The sequence below is a fragment of the Tenacibaculum aestuarii genome, assembly GCF_964510395.1.
GTDB lineage: Bacteria > Bacteroidota > Bacteroidia > Flavobacteriales > Flavobacteriaceae > Polaribacter > Polaribacter aestuarii.
The window spans coordinates 293,344-309,196 of sequence record NZ_CAZEFY010000001.1 but is presented as its reverse complement, the minus strand read 5'-3'; the positions used below and the strand labels follow the sequence as shown (position 1 = coordinate 309,196).

The following is a 15,853-nucleotide window of genomic DNA, read 5'->3' as shown; positions in this document are numbered from 1 at the left end:
TTTATTACTCTGCTATTCTTCTTTAGATTTATTAAAAATAACTATATTTGCCGAATGAATTTTTTCGTAGAAGATATATCATTTAAAATTTCTTATAGTGGCAGAAACTGTTACCAGCTAGATTTAGGCTATAAAGTAATAGACTTTACTTTTTGTCAATTACTAGCTTTTAGAAAAAAAGTCTTAGAATATGCTTCTTACGAATCATTAGAAAACATCATTAACGGTGATAATTTCGTACTCCTTTTCGTTGCTGACAATCAACATGTTTTATTCTTAGAAGTACCTCAAATTATTGAGTTAAGAGAGTTATTACTATCTGTTTTTAAGCAAAAAACTCTTTACTAAGACTAGCTTTAAATTAGCTCCTCTTTTCTTTTTAACGTCTTATAATCTGTATCTTTATAGTATTAAAACTAAACAAAATATTATGGAAACAGCAATAAGAAGAGACATGATTTTAGATGTGGAAGTAGTTGATTTGCTAAACCACCAAATTATGATGGAGCAATATGCTTCTTCTAAATACTTAGCTATGGCATCTTGGTGCGACCAAAGAGAGCTTAGAAATAGTGCTACTTATTTTTATAAGCAAGCTGAAGAAGAAAGAGCTCACATGATGAAGATTTTTAAATTTGTAAACGATAATGGTGGTAGTGCCATCTCTCCTACTGTAACAGAAGTAGCACATGAATTTGAAAGCTTACGAGCTATTTTCGAGGCTTCTTTGGATGCAGAAATAGAAGTTACTAAATCAATTCATAACGTATTTAAAACTGCAAGAAAAGTAGGTGATTTCACTTCTGAAATCTTTTTACAATGGTTTGTTACGGAACAAGCCGAAGAAGAAGAAAAAGTAAGAGATATTTTAGACTTAATCGATTTAATGGAAGATATGCCATTAAAAATGATTGATGAGCGTATTCCTACCGAATAAAACTTTTATAAACAGTATAAAAAAATCCCGCAACAATGTTGCGGGATTTTTTATTTCTTGATTCTAAAAATCTTAAATCTATAAACTAGTATCTATAATGTTCAGGCTTAAATGGTCCTTCAACAGTTACACCAATATATTTCGCTTGGTCTTCACGTAACTCAGTTAACTCAACACCAATCTTCGCTAAGTGTAATTTTGCTACTTTTTCATCTAAGTGTTTTGGTAACATATACACATCATTCTCATACTTATCAGCATGCTTCCATAATTCGATTTGCGCTAAGGTTTGGTTTGTAAATGAGTTAGACATTACAAAACTTGGGTGACCAGTAGCACAACCTAAGTTTACTAAACGTCCTTCTGCTAAAACAATAATATCATTTCCTTTAACAGTATACTTATCAACTTGAGGCTTAATTTCAACCTTAGTATCTCCGTAAGTTTCATTTAACCAAGTCATTTGGATCTCGTTATCGAAGTGACCGATGTTACAAACGATAGTCTTATCTTTCATCGCTTCAAAGTGCTCTGAACGAACGATATCTTTGTTACCAGTAGTAGTAATTACGATATCTGCCTTACCTACAACAGTTTCTAATTTCTTTACTTCAAAACCGTCCATTGCAGCTTGTAATGCACAAATAGGATCGATTTCAGTAACAGTAACGATAGAACCTGCTCCACGGAAAGATGCCGCAGTACCTTTACCTACATCACCATAACCACAAACTACAACTCTTTTACCTGCTAACATTACATCTGTAGCACGACGAATCGCGTCTACTGCAGATTCTTTACATCCGTATTTGTTATCAAATTTCGATTTTGTAACCGAGTCATTTACGTTAATTGCTGGCATTGGTAACGTTCCGTTCTTTACACGTTCGTATAAACGGTGAACACCAGTAGTCGTTTCTTCTGATAAACCTTTAATTCCAGGAGCTAACTCAGGGTATTTATCTAATACCATGTTTGTTAAATCTCCACCATCATCTAAAATCATGTTTAATGGCTTACGATCTTCACCAAAGAATAAGGTTTGCTCGATACACCAATCAAACTCTTCTTCATTCATTCCTTTCCAAGCATATACAGGAGTTCCTGCAGCTGCAATTGCCGCAGCAGCTTGATCTTGCGTAGAGAAAATATTACAAGAACTCCAAGTAACCTCAGCACCTAAAGCTTGTAGTGTTTCAATTAAAACCGCAGTTTGAATCGTCATGTGTAAACATCCTGCAATTCTTGCACCTTTTAAAGGTTGCTCCTCTTTGTATTCTTCACGTAAACTCATTAACCCAGGCATTTCTGCCTCTGCCAATTCAATCTCTTTTCTTCCCCAATCGGCTAAAGAAATATCTTTAACTTTGTAAGGAACATATGTAACGGTTTTTGTGCTCATATTTTTGTATATTTATATATCTTAAAATTGAGTCGCAAAATTACGAAATAACTTTCTAAAATATGCCTCTTTACAAAACATTAACGGTAAACAACCACGCTAAAGCGTTGATTTGGAAGATAGATGAACCTTTTGAAGAACTTTCTAAAGGGGTATTTCTTACCGATGAAAATCAGCAGCGAGTAAATGGTATGAAATCTGATTTACATCAAAGAGGTTTTTTAAGTGTGCGCCATTTACTAAAGGAAATTGGTTATACTGATAATGATTTGGTGTATGATGAGTATGGAAAACCACATTTAAAAGATGGAAATTTTATTTCGATAACGCATTCATTCATCTTTTCGGCTATCATTATTTCTACAGAACAACCTGTTGGTATTGATATTGAAATGCAGCGTGATAAAATTGTAAAAATTGCCCATAAGTTCACTCCTATTGAAGAATACAAATCAATCGCTAATCACGAAGCTTTGGTAAGTAAATTAACCATTGTTTGGGGAGCTAAAGAAAGTTTGTATAAAATCTACGGTAAGAAAAAACTGTTGTTTTTAGATAACATCTATATTGAAGATTTCTCTTTCGACACCAATGAAACTACGGGTAAAATTTTATATGAAGGTGAAACTTCTGATTATGATATTCGCTTCTTAGAAATGGAAGGATTTACTTGTGTATATGCATACTAAGGAACTATTCTATTAAAACACCTTAAACAATTTTGAAACTTTGTAACTTTGTTTCTTTTCAATAAAAAGAACAAATGAAAATCTCTGTAGAACTTACCCTAAGTCCACTTCAAAACGAATTTGAAGAACCTATTATCAATTTTATTAAAAAGCTACGCGCTTCAGGTTTAACGGTGTTAGAAAATCCGTTAAGTACTCAGGTGTACGGGGATTATGACACAGTAATGGGTTTAATTACTTCTGAATTAAAAAACACATTTGAATTGATAGATAACGGATTGCTATTTATGAAAATCGTAAAAACGGATCGTAGCGATTATGAACCAACTTTTTGATTTCCTTTTTGGTCAATATGCCGAATATAACCCAATTGATATTTGGCTAGAAATTATTGCCGTAATTTTTGGTTTTTTATCCGTTTGGTATTCTAAACAGAATAAAATTTGGGTGTTCCCTACGGGAATGGTTAGCACCGCAATTTTTGTTTATTTATTACTAAAATGGGGCTTATTAGGCGACATGATGATTAATGGGTACTATTTTAGTATGAGTGTATACGGTTGGTATATCTGGACACGTAAAGTAGATGCCTCTCACGTTACACCAATTTCTAGAACCACACCCAAAGAGAAAAAAATAAGCATCGCTATTTTTTTAGCAACCCTACTTTTTGTGTATGTTGTGTACACAAGTTTCGACAAATGGACTAACTGGACTGCCTATGTTGATACCGTTACCACAGCTATTTTCTTTGTGGGAATGTGGCTCATGGCAAAACGAAAAATAGAGAACTGGATTTATTGGATTATCGGAGATATCATTTCCGTTCCTTTATACTTTTATAAAGGGTTTACCTTTACCAGTTTTCAATATTTAATTTTTACTTTTATAGCAATTGCAGGATATTTAGCATGGAAAAAGCGCTTAAACAACAACCTATCAACCTTGTAAAGGTAGTATTATTTGGACCTGAAAGTACGGGAAAAACCACACTTTCTGGTCAGTTAGCACGTCATTACAATACGGTTTGGGCTCCCGAATTTGCACGTGAATATTTACAAGACAAGTGGAATAACGAACGTAAAACCTGTGAACAAAGCGATTTAATTCCGATTGCTGAAGGACAAATGGGTTTGGAAAACGAATTGGCTAGAAAAGCAGATAAAGTCTTGGTTTGTGACACCGATTTGTTAGAAACCAAAGTATATTCTGAAGAATATTACGGTGGATTCGTAGATCCTAAGCTAGATGAAGCGGCTATTGAAAACACCTACGATGTTTATTTCTTAACCTACATTGATACACCTTGGGAGGCCGATGATTTACGCGACAGACCCGAGCAACGATTGGAAATGTTTAAAGCCTTTGAAAATGCGTTGAAAAAGTACAACCGTCCGTATGTATTATTAAAAGGAGATAAAGAAACCCGATTGAAAAAAGCTGTAGCTGTGATTGACGAATTATTAGCTAAAAAAGAAAACTTGTATTCTTTTTCGGATACCCTTACCGATGTAGACATGCATTTTATGCATCAATCACCCGATGCTCCCAATTACGATTTGTAAGCATTGCTAAACGTCATTTCGAAAGACGAAGGAAGAGGAATCTCATCAATAAGAGTAATTACTACCCTTTAAAACTCCTAACACTCGACTTTGAGATTTAGCTCCGCTGAACCTTACGGTTTCTCAGTCGCACACTCCTTCGAAATGACGTACGTTTTGTCATTTCGAGCAGAGGGAGAAATCTCACCAATAAGAGTCACTTCGATTATTAAGCCCTCTATACAAACAACAACAGATTCCCTATATTTGAGGTACTCATTGAAAACCATGAACAAAGAACAACTTCTTAAAGAACTTACTTTTAAAGCTGTACGAAGCTCAGGTGCAGGCGGACAGCATGTAAACAAAGTTTCCTCTAAAGTAGAACTGACGTTTGCAATTGAAAATTCTGAAGGGCTCACCGAAGAGGAAAAAGAATTGTTGCTTAAAAACCTAGACAGCAGATTATCTAAAGACAATACATTAACCCTAAGTTCTCAAGAAAGTCGTTCACAACACCGCAATAAAGAACTCGTTATTGAACGCTTTTTTAACTTAGTAGAACAAGCTTTAGTAGTACCTAAAGTACGTAAGGCTACCAAACCTAAAAAAGCAGCGATTGCCAAACGTTTAGACGAAAAAAAACAACATGCTGAAAAAAAAGAAAACCGAAAAAAGTTTCGGTTTTAGCGTAGTTTGGTATTTAATTTTGCTAGTACGCACCAGACTGAAAATCCTCGAGGATTTTCAGAAGTAAGCGAGAACATGCAATTACTTATAGGAGATGTTGTTAACGATAGGCATTTTAGTCGATCGTTGTTAATTTTATCATTTCGTTTATTATAATTTCAACATCTTGTTTTGTGGTTCTCCAATTTACAAAAAGATGCTCTAATTCCTTTTTTACCATTATAAACTGTTGGTGTCATAAATACCTTTTCTGTATCGTTTAATTTTATTAAAAAATCCAATACTTTATCTTGATTTTCCGTACCACTCAATGTAAAACAAATATTATTCAATCTTACAGGTGCCAATAACTCAAAAACCTTGCTTCTGTCGATGAATTGTCCTAAAATATTTGCCATTTCAATGGAGTTTTCTACAATGTCTTGATAACCTCTCTTTCCATATGCTTTTAATGAAAACCAAGCGGGAAGGGCTTTTAATCTCCTTGAGTTTTCAGGTAAAAAGTTTAAATAGTTAAAATTGTCAAGCGGGTTTCCCAAATAAGGGGCGTTGGAATTTTGAAATGTTTCAGTTTGCAGAACTTTATGTTGTTCTTTTACAAAAAAGACGGCACTTTCATAAGGAACATTTAACCATTTATGACAATCAATCGTTATACTGTCCGCATTTTCCCAGCCGCTTATCAAATGTCTATATTTTGGAGAACAGGCTGCAAATGCTCCGAAAGCCCCATCAATATGCCACCAAAAGTTATGCTTCTCTTTTAATTCTGATATTGCTATGAAATCGTCAAAATCAACCGTATTGACAGTCCCCGCGCTTGTAATGAGTATGAATGGTTCTCCATTTAACGAATTGATTTTCAATTTCAAATCCTCGACATCTATACTTTCCCTATTTCCTTGTTCAGTTTTTATTTTCTCAATATTTTTACTTCCTATACCTAACATTGATAGTGTTTTAATTGAGGAAGAGTGTGGTACCGCTGACAAAACATTTATTCTTTCAGTAATTCCATCCTTAGCAAAATCTTTACCCAACTGTTTTCCAACCCACTGTCTGGCAACTCCAAGGCATGTGAAATTGGACATTGTTGCTCCTGTAACAAAACCACCGATAAAGTTATTTGGTAGGTTGAAAAGGTCTAAAAGCAGATTTATAGTTTCTATTTCAATCACGGCTGAAATATCTCCTTGTCCTTTTATTGCTTGGGTATTTTGGTCGTAAATTGTCGTCAGCCAATCTCCTATGATTGAAGCAGGAGTAGAACCTCCAGTCACAAAGCCAAGATATCGAGGGCCTGATGAACCTACAATTATTTTTCCGAATTTATTATTGAACTCTTTTAATGTATCAAACCCGCCAATACCAACATCATTTAATGTTTCTTCTGTTTCTACTGTTTGTTTAGTAGAAGTCGGTGCATCTGAAAGTTGTTTTAAGTACTCAATACCTTGAAGCTTTACTTTATCAAGTAGTTTTTCAATATTTAATAAGTCGTAATATAGTTTTTCGTTCATTTTTTGCGTTGTCATATTTTAATAAAAAAAGGTTAAGAACATTCGTGTTCTTAACCCTTTTATATTAGTTAGCGTTTAATTTCAAACGCTGTTTTCTACCTGAAATCAAGTATAAAATTGAGCCTAGAATTGGTAAAAATAACACCACAAGTACCCAAATAATTTTATCGTTTCCTTTAAACGAGTGTTTTAAAATATCAACTAGTGAGTACACTAGTAAAATTAATGATATTAGTAAAACACCTTGCCATACAAATAGTAGGTAAGAAACATCTGTAAGTCCATTTTTCATAGTTTTTAGTTTTAAATTACAAAGGTATGTTCCCGTGTTTTCTATTTGGTCGTTCCACCTTTTTACCTTCTAACATCGCAAAGGCTTTAATCAGTTTTCTACGCGTATCTTGTGGTAAAATTACCTCATCTACAAATCCGCGTTCTGCTGCTCGGTACGGATTCGCAAATTTATCAGCATACTCCGCTTCCTTTTCAGCTAATTTTGCTTCGTGGTCGTCAGCTTCAGCAATTTCCTTTTTAAAGATAATTTCACTTGCTCCTTTTGCTCCCATTACTGCAATTTCTGCACTAGGCCATGCAAAATTCATATCGGCTCCAATGTGTTTTGAGTTCATTACGTCATACGCTCCACCATAGGCTTTACGGGTAATTACACTTACTCTTGGCACAGTAGCTTCACTCAACGCATACAATAATTTTGCTCCGTTGGTAATAATCGCATTCCATTCTTGGTCGGTTCCTGGTAAGAATCCTGGTACATCTACCAATACCAATAACGGAATATTAAAGCAATCACAAAAACGGGTGAATCGTGCTGCTTTTTTAGAACTGTTTACATCTAAACACCCGGCTAAACTCATCGGTTGGTTGGCTACAACTCCAACACTTCTTCCTCCTAAACGCGCAAATCCAACTACGATATTATCAGCATAATCTTTATGGATTTCAAAAAACGAATCAGCATCAGCAATACCATCAATCACCGCACGCATATCGTATGGTTTGTTTGCATTATCTGGAACAATATTGGCTAGTTCATCTCTAATTTCATCACCTAATTCAAATGGTAATTTTGCTGTAGTTTCTTGATTGTTTTGTGGCATATAGCTCAACAATGTTTTAATATCTTCCAAACATTGTACATCGTTCGCTGCCGTTAAATGCGTTACTCCCGATTTGGTTGCATGCGTACTTGCTCCTCCTAGCTCTTCTGAAGTTACTTCTTCATTGGTTACTGTTTTTACTACGTTAGGTCCCGTAACAAACATATAACTTGAGTTTTCTACCATAACGGTAAAATCGGTCATGGCTGGTGAATACACTGCCCCACCTGCACAAGGTCCCATAATCGCAGAGATTTGTGGAATTACCCCTGATGCTTGTACGTTTCTATAAAAAATATCGGCATAACCACCTAACGAACGTACTCCTTCTTGAATACGTGCTCCCCCAGAATCGTTCAATCCGATTAACGGCGCTCCTACTTTTACGGCTAAATCCATAATCTTACAGATTTTTTCGGCATGTGTTTCCGATAACGAACCTCCAAATACCGTAAAATCTTGTGCAAACACGTACACCAAGCGTCCGTTTACTGTACCGTATCCTGTTACCACTCCGTCGCCATAAAACTTCTGATTTTCCATCCCGAAATCGGTCGTTCTATGGGTTACCAAAATGCCTACTTCTTCAAAAGAACCTTCATCTAAGAAATAATCGATACGCTCACGAGCGGTTAATTTTCCTTTTTGATGATGACGGTCGATGCGTTGTTGTCCGCCTCCTAACTTTGCTTCGGTAATTTTATGTTGTAATTCTTCTATTTTAGATTTCATCTATATTCTTTTTTTGGGCGTTCCCAAAGGGTCGGGCTTTCCGCTATATCTTTTGTTAGTTCTCGATACTTGCTTCGCAAACTCGAACTGACAACAAAAGGATGCCGCTGCAATCCCTAACGCACATTATGTGTTAACAAGTTTTTAAAATACGTTGCTCTTTTAAATACTGCTGTAAGGCTACTTGTGCAGCAATCTTCGCTTCCTTTTCATATCCTGCTTCTAACAACTCAGGTGTGTAATACTTCTTTACAAAATGGGTATCGAAATTTCCTGAGGTGAAAGCTTCGTGTTCGCATACGAACTTTCCGAACGGCAACGTAGTTTCTATTCCTTTTACTTTATAATTACTAATCGCTTGTTTCATTAACTCGATAGCTTCTTCGCGCGTATTTCCGTAGGTAATCAATTTAGAAATCATCGGATCGTAATAAATAGGAATTTCCATTCCTTCTTCAAAACCATCATCTACACGAATATTTTCTCCTTTCGGATGTTGATAAATTTCCAATACTCCAATACTCGGTGCAAAATTGTCTAACGGATCTTCGGCATATACACGTAACTCTAGCGCGTGTCCTTTAATTTGCAAGTCTTCTTGGGTGAATGATAACTCCTCTCCTCTTGCTATTTTTATTTGTTGCTCTACTAAGTCTACTCCCGTAATAAGTTCCGTAACTGGATGCTCTACTTGTAAACGTGTGTTCATTTCTAAAAAGTAGAAGTTTTTATTTTCATCTAATAAGAACTCCACCGTTCCTGCTCCTAAATAATCACAGGCTTTCGCAACTCTTACGGCTGCGGCTCCCATAGCTTCTCTAATCTCTGGAGTCAACACACTCGATGGTGCTTCTTCTACTACTTTTTGGTGGCGACGTTGTACCGAGCATTCGCGTTCAAATAAATGTACTACGTTTCCATGAGCATCTGCCAATACTTGGATTTCAATATGGCGTGGTGAGCCTACATATTTTTCTATAAATACAGAACCGTCTCCAAAAGCTGATTCTGCTTCTGAAATTGCACGCTGCATTTGTTCTTTTATATCAGCTTCTTTTTCAACAACACGCATTCCTTTTCCTCCTCCACCTGCTGAAGCTTTGATTAAGATTGGATAGCCAATTTCATTCGCTACTTTCGATGCATACTCCACATCGGTTACCGCTTCATCAATCCCCGGAACCATCGGAATATCATAAGCTTTTACTGCATCTTTTGCAGCCAATTTGCTACCCATCACTTCAATAGCATGAGTTTTCGGTCCTATAAATACAATTCCTGATTTTGCTACGGCTTCTCCAAAGGCTGCATTTTCACTTAAAAATCCGTATCCTGGGTGAATCCCATCTACACCTAATTCCTTCGCTACTTCAATAATTTTATCTCCTAATAAATACGATTGATTCGATGGTGCAGGACCAATGCACACAGCCTCATCCGCAAAAGTTACGTGTGGTGAATTTCTATCTGCTTCTGAAAAAACCGCTACCGTTTTAATTCCCATCTTTTTTGCCGTACGCATTACACGCAAGGCAATCTCTCCTCTATTTGCTACTAATATCTTTTTCATCTTATTCCATTTCTATTAAAACCGTATTCTTTTCTACCTTGTCTCCTGCTTGAATCGCTATCGATTTTACCACTCCATCTCTTGGTGCTTGTAAGGTATTCTCCATTTTCATGGCTTCTAACACCAAAATTCCATCACCTTCTTTTACTTCTTGACCAATTTCAACATCAACAGAAACAATTAACCCAGGCATTGGTGCCTTGATATCGTTTTCTTTTTTCTCTGCTGCTACTTCTAACCCTAATTCATCAATCAACATATCTAATTCGTTAGAAATACTTACTTCATATGTGTTTCCGTTGATTTGAATGGTATATGTTTTTTTATTGAAATTTGTTTGAAGTATAGTAGCTTGATACGATTGGTTGCCTTCAAGTACGTGGTAGTTATTTTTTGATTTTTCTACTATATCTAACGCCTCTATTTGCGCTTCAGTAAAGTCAAAATCATGCGTTTTATTAACGCTCGTTTTAAAAGATTTACTCATAAATATCTGATATTTTCACCACTAAAATATTAAAATTACGATGGAATGCATGAGTTAAATCTATAAATTGATGAGAATGTTTTTTTACTTCCTTGATTTCTTCCTATTCATTTACAAACAACACTAGAAAAACCTACTATTTATCGTTCTTAATTCATATTTCATATTTACCTTTGCACCGTTCTCATAAAGGGGTGCCTTTTTGAGTTATTAGTGTTTAATGAATAGTTGTTAGTTAACTTAAAATTCAACATTTATAACTTATAATTAAAAGTAGGGCTGAGATCATACCCAACGAACCTAGAACAGGTAATGCTGTTTAGGGAAGCGAGCGTAAATAAAAGGTCTGGTAGACCTTTTTAGCGAGTGCAAAAGTAAAGCTACGCTTTACGCTCATAATTTAATTATTCAATTTTTAATTAAAGAATAATTACCTCTTTTTATTCGATTTTGTTTTTTATAAATGAGACCGATGTCTTTTCGTAAAAAAGTGAAGATAGTAACTTTTTTACTCGTAGTATTCACAACATTAACAACGAGCGCACAAACGTTTATTTTATCTGGTAAAGTAGTTGATGGAAATCAAGAACCTTTAGTTGGTGCAACCGTTGCTGTTAGAAATCAAACCAAAGGAACTTCAACCGACTTTAATGGTAAATTCAAATTAAACCTAACCAAAGGAACGCATACTATTGAGGTTTCTTATGTAGGATTTAAAAGTACTTCACAAGAAGTTGAACTTACCAACAACCAACAAATTACCTTTCAATTAATTTCTAACGAAACAGTGTTAGATGAAGTGCTGGTTTCTGCTGTTCGTGTAAAAGCAGATGCGCCTGTAACACACTCTAACCTTAGCAAACAAGAAATAGAAAAACGTAATTTAGGACAAGATATTCCTGTACTATTAAACTATTTACCTTCGGTAACATCTTCGTCGGATGCAGGTGCTGGTGTTGGATACACCTATATTCGTGTGCGTGGTTCGGATGCTTCTCGTGTTAACGTTACGATTAACGGAATTCCGTATAACGATGCCGAAAGTCAGGGTACTTTTTGGGTAAATATGGGTGATTTTGCTTCGTCTACCCAAAGTTTACAATTACAACGTGGTGTAGGAACATCTACGAACGGTTCTGGAGCCTTTGGAGCTAGTTTAAACATCTTAACCGATGCCGTTTCTGAGGAAGCTGGTGGAGAAATTTCAAACGCTTTTGGTTCGTACGGGACAAGAAAGCACACCGTAAAATTTACTACTGGAAAACTAAACGATCATTTTGAGTTTGCAGGACGTTTGTCTAACATTTATTCTGACGGATATGTTGACCGTGCCTTTACCGATTTAAAATCGTATTTTTTACAAGGTAGCTATACCGATGACAATACGTTGATTAAAGCCTTAGCTTTTGGAGGAAAAGAAAGAACGTACCAAGCTTGGTATGGATTAAGCGCTGAGGAATTACAAGAAAACCGTCGTCAAAATCCGTATACCTACGATAATGAAACTGATAATTATTGGCAAGATCATTACCAATTACACTGGAATGAGCAATTATCAGAAAATTGGTCTACCAATATTGGTTTAAATTATACCAAAGGAAAAGGGTATTTTGAGCAATTTAAAGAAGACAGTGCTGTATCAAAATATGATGGTATTGTAGAGGCGACAGGAACTGACTGGTATGGTTCTCCTGCTACAGATTTAATTGTTCGTCGTTGGTTAGACAATGACTTTTATGTGGCTAATGCTAATGTAACTTATAAAACTGAAAAGTTCGAGTTAATATCTGGTGCTTCTTATAGTAATTATACAGGAGATCATTTTGGAGAAGTTATTTGGGCTAAAGAATTTGCTGATGGAGCTAGTATTAGAGATCGTTATTATTTTAGCGATGCTAAAAAAGATGATTTTAGTGTTTTTTCTAAGGCTACTTTTAATGTTTTTGATAACCTAAAAGCTTTTGTTGATGTACAAGGTAGATTTATTGATTATACAACCGGCGGATTTACTTCAGATAGAAATCCTTTAAATGTTGATACTTCGTTTAGCTTCTTTAATCCTAAATTAGGGGTTACTTACACCATCAATAAAGAGAACAGTATTTATGCATCGTATGCGCGTGCGAATAGAGAACCGAACCGTGATGATTTCCAAAACGGTATCAACGTACAACATGAAACGTTAGATGATTTTGAACTTGGATGGCGTTTACACAATAAAACAGTTCAATTGAATACTAATATCTACTATATGTCGTACGACAATCAATTAATTCAAACAGGTGGACTGAATGATGTTGGAGAATATTTACGTGAAAACGTTAAAGACAGCTATCGTTTAGGAGTAGAAATTGATGCTAATATTAACGTTTCAGACAAGTTTAGCATTAACCAAAACCTTACGGTAAGTAGTAATAAAATCAACAATTTTATGTTAGATCGTGATGGTGTTCAACGCAATATTGGCACTACAGATATTGCTTTTTCCCCTAATATTATTGCTGGAAATGCTTTGGTTTATAAGCCTGCAAAAGGGCTACAATTAGCTTTACTATCTAAATTTGTTGGTGAACAATATTTGAGTAATACTAATACAGAAGCCTCTAAACTAGATAGCTATTACGTTAGTGATTTTAATGTTAGTTATGAACTTGAAATGAATACAATTTTTAAATCAATTGTATTTACTGGATTGGTTAACAATCTTTTTGATAAAGAATATGTTGATAGAGGATACACCTATTTAAATACTTGGGATACTCCTGGAACCTCTTTTGAAGTACAAGGATACTATCCGCAAGCCACTAGAAACTTTTTAGTAGGTGCAACGTTAAAATTTTAAGTGGGAAAAGAGCTAAGAAAAAGTAAAACCGAGACAATTGTCTCGGTTTTTTTATACTCTTGAAAATTAAGTTATAAAAGACTAACTTCGTTGTCAATGGATATAGATCATTGAAACGAATTCACAACCTTAATCACATTGTCCTAAATGACACAAGAATTAACAGAAATAGAATTTAAAAACAGCTTTGGCAATGGAATGACAGACATTACAGAAATGGAAATTAATGAGCCGATTGACATATGGAATTATGTGAAAAAATTGACCGAAAGTCAAATCGTGAACCGAATTGTTTACGAAAATGAACTCGTGGAAAAAGTTTATCGAAATGATTTAAAAACTTTTGACCATATTTTACTTTCGACTGAAAAACAAAATGTATTTCTGATTATTGTAGTGGATTTGAAAAAGAAAAAAATATTCGGGCACAAAATTTTGGACTTAAATAAGGAATATGTAATTAAGTAAAAAACACTATGCACAAAAAATCCCGAGCAAATGCTCGGGATTTTCTTTTATTCTTTATTTTTTTCTTCCCATTCTAAAATTCCTCCTAGAACATTGTAGGCTTTGTATCCTTTCTTAGCTAGGAGTTCCGTAGCTTTTTTACTTCTACCTCCTGAGCGACAGTAAATATATACAGGTTGTGATTTATCTAACTTTTCTAAAACCTTTCCTTCAAAGTCATCTCCTGTAATATCTATTTTTATCGGTTCTTTAATTACTCCTTCTGCCCATTCTTGTGGAGTTCTAACGTCTAATAACTGTACCTTATCTTCGTTTTCTAAAACTACCTGCAAGTTTTCAACCGTGATATCTTTTGCCTCATTGGTTTGAGGTTTACAAGACAATACTACTGTTAAAAATAAACCTACTAAAAATATATCTCTCTTCATTATTTTTATTTTAAAGTTGATGGACAAACAGCTGCTGATCTTGGAATATCAGTTTCTTTAATCGCTTTATATCCACCCGCAACATCAATTATGTTATGGAATCCTCTTGCTTTTAAAATAGATGCTGCAATTACTGAACGATATCCACCTGCACAATGCACATAAAAATCTCCTTTTGTTGGAAACTCTTCAATATGATCGTTTAAGAAATCTAACGGAGTACTTGGTGCATCTATAATATGCTCACTTGCATATTCTCCTGGTTTACGCACATCAAAAACTGGAGCTCCATTCGTAAGTTCCTCTGCTAAAACAGTTGCAGGAACCGAACGTAAGGTATCTACTTCTTTTCCTGCTGTTTTCCAAGCATCAAAACTTCCATCTAAATATCCTAATACGTTATCAAAACCAACACGAGATAAACGTGTAATCGTCGTTTCTTCTTGTCCTTCAGGGGTAACTAATAAAATTGGTTGTGTAACATCTTTAATTAAGGCTCCTACCCATGGTGCGAACGTTCCTCCTAAACCAATAAAAATTGATTGCGGAATGAATCCTTGAATAAATTCTGCTTGATTACGAACATCTAATACCAACGCATCAGTTTCATTCGCTATTTTTTCAAAATCTTCTACTGATAAAGCTTTTGCTCCGCTTTTAATAACTTCATCGATAGATTGGTATCCTTCCTTATTCATTTTTACATTTAAAGGAAAATATTCTGGTGGAGGCAATAAACCATCAGTTACTTCTTTAACAAACTCCTCTTTGGTCATGTCTGCACGAAGTGCGTAGTTGGTTTTCTTTTGATCTCCAATCGTTCCAACTGTTTCTTTACTTAAATTCTTACCACAAGCTGAACCTGCTCCGTGTGCTGGATAAACGATTACTTCATCTTCCAACGTCATAATTTTTGTACGTAAACTATCGTACAATAATCCTGCTAATTCTTCTTGTGTTAAGTTTGCTGCTTTTTGCGCTAAATCAGGACGCCCTACATCACCTAAGAATAAGGTATCTCCACTAAAAATCGCATGGTTTTTTCCGTCTTTATCTTTTAATAAATAAGAAGTACTTTCCATCGTATGTCCTGGTGTGTGTAATACAGTAATGGTAATATCACCTAGCGTAAATACTTCACCATCTGTTGCGATATGAGCCTCGTAGTTCGTTTTCGCTGTTGGTCCATATACAATCGTTGCTCCTGTTTTTTCTGCAAGGGTTACGTGACCGCTTACAAAATCTGCATGAAAATGCGTTTCAAAAATATATTTGATTTTAGCGCCATCTTTTTCAGCTCTGTTTATATAAGGATCTACTTCACGTAATGGATCTATAATTGCTACTTCTCCGTTACTTTCAATATAATAGGCTCCTTGTGCTAAACAACCTGTATAAATCTGCTCTATTTTCATAATATTATATA

The 15,853-nt window shown here is 35.1% G+C and carries 17 protein-coding genes; 9 read left to right on the top strand and 8 right to left on the bottom strand.

The window, feature by feature from the left end; all coding sequences use genetic code 11:
* Positions 1-54: 54 nt before the first annotated feature.
* Positions 55-348 carry a hypothetical protein gene (locus tag ACKTSU_RS01520; RefSeq protein WP_408034616.1) on the top strand — a complete coding sequence of 98 codons (294 nt, stop codon included), beginning with the start codon at positions 55-57 and terminating at the stop codon, positions 346-348.
* Between the two features lie 82 nt (positions 349-430).
* Positions 431-937: a ferritin gene (locus ACKTSU_RS01515; RefSeq protein WP_408034615.1), complete on the top strand. Its 507-nt coding sequence runs from the start codon at positions 431-433 to the stop codon at positions 935-937.
* A gap of 85 nt (positions 938-1,022) precedes the next feature.
* Here ACKTSU_RS01515 and ahcY read toward each other — a convergent pair whose 3' ends face one another.
* Positions 1,023-2,339, bottom strand: coding sequence for an adenosylhomocysteinase (gene ahcY / locus ACKTSU_RS01510; protein ID WP_408034614.1), 1,317 nt, complete (start codon positions 2,337-2,339; stop codon positions 1,023-1,025).
* Positions 2,340-2,401: 62 nt separating this feature from the next.
* On the opposite strand from ahcY, the gene ACKTSU_RS01505 reads away from it, so the two are divergent.
* The 5 genes from ACKTSU_RS01505 to arfB all read left to right on the top strand — a co-directional run bounded on the left by ACKTSU_RS01505 (position 2,402) and on the right by arfB (position 5,262).
* A complete protein-coding gene (locus ACKTSU_RS01505) occupies positions 2,402-3,028 on the top strand; it encodes a 4'-phosphopantetheinyl transferase family protein (protein WP_408034613.1) in 627 nt (208 codons plus the stop codon).
* Between the two features lie 74 nt (positions 3,029-3,102).
* A complete protein-coding gene (locus ACKTSU_RS01500; protein ID WP_408034612.1) occupies positions 3,103-3,363 on the top strand; it encodes a hypothetical protein in 261 nt (86 codons plus the stop codon).
* Entirely contained in the window at positions 3,347-3,979 is a 633-nt protein-coding gene (gene pnuC / locus ACKTSU_RS01495) for a nicotinamide riboside transporter PnuC (protein ID WP_408034611.1), read from the top strand. Before ACKTSU_RS01500 ends, pnuC begins: the two co-directional genes overlap by 17 nt.
* Positions 3,940-4,593 (top strand): AAA family ATPase, encoded by a 654-nt coding sequence (locus ACKTSU_RS01490; protein WP_408034610.1) that lies wholly within the window; start codon positions 3,940-3,942, stop codon positions 4,591-4,593. Before pnuC ends, ACKTSU_RS01490 begins: the two co-directional genes overlap by 40 nt.
* Before the next feature lie 267 nt (positions 4,594-4,860).
* A complete protein-coding gene (gene arfB, locus ACKTSU_RS01485) occupies positions 4,861-5,262 on the top strand; it encodes an alternative ribosome rescue aminoacyl-tRNA hydrolase ArfB (RefSeq protein WP_408034609.1) in 402 nt (133 codons plus the stop codon).
* Between the two features lie 158 nt (positions 5,263-5,420).
* Here the strand turns inward: arfB and ACKTSU_RS01480 are convergent, their stop codons facing one another.
* The 5 genes from ACKTSU_RS01480 to ACKTSU_RS01460 form a co-directional block, all read right to left on the bottom strand.
* Positions 5,421-6,797 (bottom strand): pyridoxal phosphate-dependent decarboxylase family protein, encoded by a 1,377-nt coding sequence (locus ACKTSU_RS01480; protein WP_408034608.1) that lies wholly within the window; start codon positions 6,795-6,797, stop codon positions 5,421-5,423.
* 49 nt (positions 6,798-6,846) lie between these two features.
* A complete protein-coding gene (locus ACKTSU_RS01475) occupies positions 6,847-7,074 on the bottom strand; it encodes a PLD nuclease N-terminal domain-containing protein (RefSeq protein ID WP_408034607.1) in 228 nt (75 codons plus the stop codon).
* A 16-nt stretch (positions 7,075-7,090) separates the two neighbouring features.
* Entirely contained in the window at positions 7,091-8,632 is a 1,542-nt protein-coding gene (locus ACKTSU_RS01470; RefSeq protein ID WP_408034606.1) for an acyl-CoA carboxylase subunit beta, read from the bottom strand.
* 133 nt (positions 8,633-8,765) lie between these two features.
* Complete coding sequence (accC, locus tag ACKTSU_RS01465) at positions 8,766-10,202, bottom strand: acetyl-CoA carboxylase biotin carboxylase subunit (RefSeq protein ID WP_408034605.1); 1,437 nt, start codon at positions 10,200-10,202, stop codon at positions 8,766-8,768.
* Between the two features lies 1 nt (position 10,203).
* Positions 10,204-10,689: an acetyl-CoA carboxylase biotin carboxyl carrier protein subunit gene (locus ACKTSU_RS01460; RefSeq protein WP_408034604.1), complete on the bottom strand. Its 486-nt coding sequence runs from the start codon at positions 10,687-10,689 to the stop codon at positions 10,204-10,206.
* A 472-nt stretch (positions 10,690-11,161) separates the two neighbouring features.
* Between ACKTSU_RS01460 and ACKTSU_RS01455 the strand changes: the two genes are divergently transcribed.
* Positions 11,162-13,531 (top strand): TonB-dependent receptor, encoded by a 2,370-nt coding sequence (locus tag ACKTSU_RS01455; RefSeq protein WP_408034603.1) that lies wholly within the window; start codon positions 11,162-11,164, stop codon positions 13,529-13,531.
* A gap of 147 nt (positions 13,532-13,678) precedes the next feature.
* Positions 13,679-13,999, top strand: a complete 321-nt coding sequence (locus ACKTSU_RS01450; RefSeq protein WP_408034602.1) for a hypothetical protein — start codon at positions 13,679-13,681, stop codon at positions 13,997-13,999.
* A gap of 47 nt (positions 14,000-14,046) precedes the next feature.
* Here ACKTSU_RS01450 and ACKTSU_RS01445 read toward each other — a convergent pair whose 3' ends face one another.
* Together ACKTSU_RS01445 and ACKTSU_RS01440 are read right to left on the bottom strand one after the other, a co-directional pair.
* Positions 14,047-14,427 carry a rhodanese-like domain-containing protein gene (locus tag ACKTSU_RS01445; protein WP_408034601.1) on the bottom strand — a complete coding sequence of 127 codons (381 nt, stop codon included), beginning with the start codon at positions 14,425-14,427 and terminating at the stop codon, positions 14,047-14,049.
* A 5-nt stretch (positions 14,428-14,432) separates the two neighbouring features.
* Complete coding sequence (locus tag ACKTSU_RS01440) at positions 14,433-15,842, bottom strand: MBL fold metallo-hydrolase (RefSeq protein WP_408034600.1); 1,410 nt, start codon at positions 15,840-15,842, stop codon at positions 14,433-14,435.
* Positions 15,843-15,853: the final 11 nt, after the last annotated feature.